Annotated in this window: 6 protein-coding genes; 1 reads left to right on the forward strand and 5 read right to left on the reverse strand. The window is 64.8% G+C overall.

Features of this window, described 5'->3' with window-relative positions; all coding sequences use genetic code 11:
• A partial coding sequence (gene purL, locus EOD07_RS24270; RefSeq protein WP_127237247.1) for a phosphoribosylformylglycinamidine synthase subunit PurL occupies window positions 1–1080 on the reverse strand: 1080 nt, incomplete at its 3' end.
• 146 nt (window positions 1081–1226) lie between these two features.
• Window positions 1227–2636, reverse strand: coding sequence for a PLP-dependent aminotransferase family protein (locus tag EOD07_RS24275; RefSeq protein ID WP_127237248.1), 1410 nt, complete (start codon window positions 2634–2636; stop codon window positions 1227–1229).
• 91 nt (window positions 2637–2727) lie between these two features.
• Between EOD07_RS24275 and EOD07_RS24280 the strand changes: the two genes are divergently transcribed.
• On the forward strand, window positions 2728–2976 hold the full coding sequence (locus EOD07_RS24280) for a DUF1127 domain-containing protein (RefSeq protein ID WP_127237251.1): 249 nt from the start codon (window positions 2728–2730) through the stop codon (window positions 2974–2976).
• A 6-nt stretch (window positions 2977–2982) separates the two neighbouring features.
• Here EOD07_RS24280 and EOD07_RS24285 read toward each other — a convergent pair whose 3' ends face one another.
• The 3 genes from EOD07_RS24285 to EOD07_RS24295 form a co-directional block, all read right to left on the reverse strand.
• Window positions 2983–3642, reverse strand: coding sequence for a Pr6Pr family membrane protein (locus tag EOD07_RS24285; RefSeq protein ID WP_127237249.1), 660 nt, complete (start codon window positions 3640–3642; stop codon window positions 2983–2985).
• Window positions 3643–3649: 7 nt separating this feature from the next.
• On the reverse strand, window positions 3650–4060 hold the full coding sequence (locus EOD07_RS24290) for a hypothetical protein (RefSeq protein ID WP_127237250.1): 411 nt from the start codon (window positions 4058–4060) through the stop codon (window positions 3650–3652).
• Between the two features lie 41 nt (window positions 4061–4101).
• Window positions 4102–4397 (reverse strand): phosphoribosylformylglycinamidine synthase subunit PurQ (locus EOD07_RS24295; RefSeq protein WP_206519539.1); only part of this gene is annotated, 296 nt, incomplete at its 5' end.

The following is a 4397-nucleotide window of genomic DNA, read 5'->3' on the forward strand; positions in this document are numbered from 1 at the left end:
GTCGCCCTGATGGATGACGCGGAAGCGCAGGTCGTCGGTGGTCTTGCCGACGATGGCGAAGTCGAGCCCCCATTTGCGGAAGATCGCCTCGGCTTCCTCCTCCTTCTCGGGGCGCAGCACCATCAGCATGCGCTCCTGGCTTTCCGACAGCATCATCTCATAGGCGCTCATGCGCTCCTCGCGCACCGGCACCTTGTCGAGGTCGAGCTCGATGCCGAGATCGCCCTTGGCGCCCATCTCGACCGCCGAGCAGGTGAGGCCGGCCGCACCCATGTCCTGGATGGCGATGACCGCGCCGGAGGCCATCAGTTCCAGGCAGGCTTCCAGCAGGCATTTTTCGGTGAAGGGATCGCCGACCTGCACGGTCGGGCGCTTCTCCTCGATCTTGTCGTCGAATTCGGCCGAGGCCATCGTGGCGCCGCCGACGCCGTCGCGCCCTGTCTTGGCGCCGAGATAGACCACCGGCAGGCCGATGCCCTTGGCCTGCGACAGGAAGATGGCGTTTGTCTTGGCCAGGCCCGCCGCGAAGGCGTTGACCAGGATGTTGCCGTTGTAGCGGGCATCGAAATTGACCTCGCCGCCGACGGTCGGTACGCCAAAGGAGTTGCCGTAGCCGCCGACGCCGGAAACCACGCCCGCGACAAGGTGCCGGGTCTTGGGATGGTCCGGTGCGCCGAAGCGCAGCGCGTTCATCGCCGCGACCGGCCGCGCGCCCATGGTGAAGACGCCGCGCAGGATCCCGCCGACGCCGGTCGCCGCGCCCTGGTAGGGTTCGATGTAGGACGGGTGGTTGTGGCTCTCCATCTTGAAGACGACGCAGTCGCCGTCGCCGATGTCGACCACGCCGGCATTCTCGCCTGGACCCTGGATGACCTGCGGGCCGCTGGTCGGCAGGGTGCGCAGCCATTTCTTCGAGGACTTGTAGGAGCAGTGCTCGTTCCACATCGCGGAGAAGATGCCGAGCTCGGTGAAGCTTGGCTCGCGGCCGACCAGATCGAGGATGCGCTGGTATTCGTCAGGCTTCAGCCCATGCGCGGCGACGAGCTCGGGGGTTATCGGCACGGAATTGGAAATGGTCATGAGCGGCGATTTTTGTCCGTGGGAAAGGGGAGGTTCTTCGAGTCTCCTCTTATCGCAAGCTTTCGCGCGATACACCCCCACCAGATAGGGAAAACGCCGGAAAACTGCCACTCCGGCGATGCTTGGGTCTGGGCTTTCAGGCTTGATCACGAAAAACTGTCGTAGCCGGCGCGGCCTTCGTCGAGCAGGCGGCGGATGACGGCGACGCCGCCGGCGACATCCTTGCTTTGCCGCGGCTGCGAGACGCCGAAGCGCACGCCGTGAAAGACCTGTTCGGAGCGGCCGGCCTTGAACTCGTCCTCGTCGTCGATGAGCACGCCTTGCGCCAGGCAGGCGTTCTTGAAGGTGCCGGACAGCCACGGGTCCGGTAACGTCAGCCAGACAAAGGGCACATTGTCACGTGCCTTGAAGTCGAACCCTTTGAGCACGTCACGCACGATGGCGAGGCGCGCCTGGATCTCGGCAATGCAGCGCTTGCGGATCTCGCCCGCCTGGCCCGACATCACCAGCCTTGTGCCGACCTCGGCCAACAGGAAGGGCAGGCCGCCGGTCATCATCTTGTGGGCGACGCGGATGCGATGGCGGTAGGCCGGCGGGCAGGAGAGCCAGCCGCCGCGCACGCCTGCCGCGACCGATTTCGACAGGCCGCCGGCGACGATCGTGCGTTCCGGCGCGTATTCGGCCAGCAGCGGTGTCGGGTCGTCGGTGAGCTCGCCGTAAAGATCGTCCTCGATCAGCGCGACATTGTATTCGCGCGCGATCTTCGCGATCGCCTGCCGCCGCTCCGCCGACAGCGTCACCAACGTCGGGTTCTTCGCGGTCGGCATCAGGAACATCACCTTTGGATGTTTCTGCGCGCAGACGCGCTCGAAATCATCCGGGTCGATGCCATCCTCGTCAGCCGAAACCAGCGCCGTGCGACGGCCGATCAGCCCGGCGCTGCGCGCGATCTGCGAATAAGTGAGGTGCTCGAAGACCACGTAGTCGCCGGGCATGGTCAGCGCCGCGATCGCCGCCATGACCGCGGCATGGGTGCCCAGCGTAGGCACGATCGAATCGAGCGATGGTCGGAAGGAATTGCGCGAAAGCCAGCGGCTCCCCGCCTCGTCCCAGCGTTCAGGAAAATCGCGTGTGTAGCTCGAAATGTCGTGCGGGTGCTCCTGCGCGGTACGCGCCAGGATGTCGGCAATCACCGCGCCCTGGCCGACATCGGGCGCGGCGGTGCTGTCGAAGCGCAGCTTGCCGCTCGGCGCGTCGATGGGGCGGGTGCCTTGCAAGCCAAGTTCGAGGTCAGGTTTCGGGGCTTCGGCGCGCTGGCCGAGCACATAGGTGCCGCGGCCGACCTCGCCGCTCACCAGACCGCGTTCGCGCAGCAGCTGATAGGCCCTGCCGATGGTGCCGACGGTCGTGCCGATGTCATAGGCGAGGTCGCGCTGCGGCGGCAGTTTCGCACCGGCGTCGATGACGCCCTTGTCGATATCTGACTCAATGCTGTCAGCAAGACGCTGATACAGCGGACCGGAGCCAGAGGAGAGGTCAGGGAGCCAATTTGTCATGGTGACAATTTTCTATATTGCACCGCGCGATGAGTCAATTCATATCGATTCTGCGGTTGGTAAGGTACAATCGAGACAAGGTGGAACGACAATGGGTACAATCGAAACAATTCGCTACGCGCGCCCTGCTTTTGGCGCGCAGGCCGAGCCTTTGGCCTATCGCGGCTTCGTCGGTCGCCTGGTATTCGTGCTCCGTTCCATCGCGAGGCAGATCGGCCACATGCTCGAGCGCCGGCGCGGTCGCCTCGCTCTGCTGGAGATGACGGACGAGCAGCTCAAGGATATCGGCGTCTCGCGCTGCGATGCCCATCGCGAAGGCATCAGGGCATTCTGGGAGTGATGCCTGTCAGCGGCTCGATTGGACACGGGCTGCGGGCTTTCCCCGCAACCGGCCGATGCCGTGATCGACTAGCACGGCAAGCGCGCTCAATCCGATGAACAAGGCCGTGACGCCCAGGGCCGAAACGGCGACGCTGGCCGCGCCGTTCTTGGCCACGTCAAGGAAGGGATAGGGCACTTCGCCGGCGAAGGGGGCGCGTATCAGCGCGTAGGCGAGGTAGGCGAGCGGATAGATCATCCACCAGGAGATATCGCGCCAGCGCGTCGTGCCGTCGGCACCGGCTATGAGCCACCACAGCACGAATATAAATGGCGTGATGTAGTGGAGCATGATGTCGCAAAGCAGGAACAGGCCCTGCGGTTGCCAAAGGCCTGCCAGCACCGTCGCATAAACGATGAAGACCAGCGTGATGGCGACCGCCACTCCGGCGCGCATTCGCTGTCCGGCGAAGGCCGGAAACCAGGCATAGCCAGCGGGGGACAGCAGCGAAGCATGCACCGTCACCGCCGCGATGTTGGTGAGGATGGTGAAGAAGCTGAAATAGAAGACGATCGAACCGAGCAGGCTGCGCCCCGCAGCCATCGACGCGGGCATGGTGATGGCGAATTGCAGGATAAGCGCGACCAGCCCGACAACCAGTCCCGCGATCTGCAGGAACCGGCTCATGACAACCTCAGGCGGAAGCCGCGCAGGTCGGATTGCCGGCCTGCCAGCGGGCGATGTCCGAGCTGATGCGCGCGCCGAGCGGCTCATTCATCAGCGGCCCGAAGACGTCGACGCGGCTGGAATTGCCTTGCGCCTGCACGACCAGCAGCGGCTTGCCGCCATAGTGCTTGGCGGGCACCAGCAGGAAGCGCGGCGTGCCGCTGTAGGAATTGAGCTCGTTGGCCATCTGGTAAGCCTTGAAGGCCGGGTCCTTGCTGGCGATCCAGCATTTATGCGCGGCGATCGCGACCTGCTCCATCGCAAGCAGCGAGGCGCTTTTGCCTGAGGGAACCGGTGTGGTCTTGGGGCTGGACTGGCAGGAAGCCAAGGCGAGCCCAGCGGCGGCCAGGAGAGCAAGGCGAGCAATCGTCGGTCTCATGGTCAGTCCGCCCCCGCGTTCCGGATTAGGATGTCAAAGAATCAAGCCGCGAGGCCGAGTGCGCTCTCGAACAGCGCCCGCCCGTCATTGCCGCCATGCGCCGCTTCGATAAGGTTCTCCGGGTGCGGCATCAGGCCGAGCACGTTGCCCTTGTCGTTGACGATGCCGGCAATGTCGTTGATCGACCCGTTGGGATTGGTGCCTTCGGCATAGCGGAACACCACCTGGCCTTCGCCTTCGAGCCGGGCAAGCGTCTCGGCGTCGGCGAAGTAATTGCCGTCGTGATGCGCGACCGGCGAGCGGATGACCTGTCCGGGCTGGTAGCGGCGGGGGGACA

It is taken from the genome of Mesorhizobium sp. M2C.T.Ca.TU.002.02.1.1 (genome assembly GCF_003997225.1).